We start from the raw sequence: 1,037 nt of genomic DNA, 5'->3' as shown, positions 1-1,037 counted from the left end.
CCGGTCCGGTGCGGGCGGGGCTGCGGGCGCTGCTGGCCGAGCCGCGGCAGCTGCGCCGGACCGCGCTGTTCGTCGCGCTCTACGGGCTCAGTCCCTGGGCGACGGTGGGCTTTCCCCTGCTGAGCGCCGTCGTGATGATCGGCAAGGGCTTTCGGATCGACCAATCCCTGGTCTTCGCCGGGCTGTCGATGCTGGGGCCGCCGCTCGGAACCCTGCTCACCGCCACGGTGATCGACCGCCTGGAGCGGCGCGCCTGCCTGGTCGTCCTGGCGGGCGCCATGGTGGTCCTGGGCACGAGCTTCGCCGTCGCCGAGGCCTTCACGACCCTGGTCCTGGTCGGCCTGGCGTTCAACACCGCCGCCGCGATCTACGGCGGCGTCCTCGCGATCTACGCGACGGAGCTGCTCTCGACCGCCCTGCGGGCCTCGGCCCTCACCTGCGCCTGGGCGACCGGCCGGATCGCGGCCGCCCTGACCCCGGTGGTCCTGCTGCCGATCCTCCAAGGCTACGGGATCCACGCCATGTTCGCCGCGATCACCGCGACCCTGGCCGCCAGCTGCGTGCTGGTGCTGCGCGGGCCGCGCGGCCGGTCGGGACGGCCGGTGGCGCGCTAGAGCCGTGCCCGACCACGTCGGGTCGGGCACGGCTCTAAGCTCCTGTTTTGACGCGCTCTCTTGCGACGAACCGGAGCCACTTCGTCGGAGAGCGCCCTAGGGCGCCCGGCCCCGCGACGGCTACGGCGCCGCCCGGCAGATCCCTCATTCCGCAGGGTCGTCCTGCGCGAGCCGGTGACGCCCGTCGGGGCTTTGCCCTAACGGCCCGGCGGTCCGCACCCTATCTCGTCGAGGATCCAGGCCCGCCTTCGGGCCCCGTCGCCCGGGAAAGATGACCGCCATGACCTCCGTACGGATCCTGCCCGCCCTCCTGCTGATCGGCCTCGCGGGCTCGGCGCAGGCGCAGACCGTTCTGGCCCCCTCCGGCGATTCCGCGGTGACGCAGCCCGGCGGCACGCAGGGGCGCGGCGCCCGCCACAACCT

The 1,037-nt window shown here is 73.9% G+C and carries 1 pseudogene; it reads left to right on the top strand.

Going from position 1 to position 1,037, the window contains the following annotated elements:
* Positions 1-614 (top strand): annotated as a pseudogene (locus tag FV228_RS30705) (MFS transporter); the annotation flags it as partial.
* Positions 615-1,037: the final 423 nt, after the last annotated feature.

Origin of the sequence: Methylobacterium sp. WL18, assembly GCF_008040015.1 — a bacterium.
Taxonomy (GTDB): domain Bacteria; phylum Pseudomonadota; class Alphaproteobacteria; order Rhizobiales; family Beijerinckiaceae; genus Methylobacterium; species Methylobacterium mesophilicum.
The sequence above is the reverse complement of the archived record's forward strand: the minus strand, read 5'-3'. Positions and strand labels throughout refer to the sequence as shown.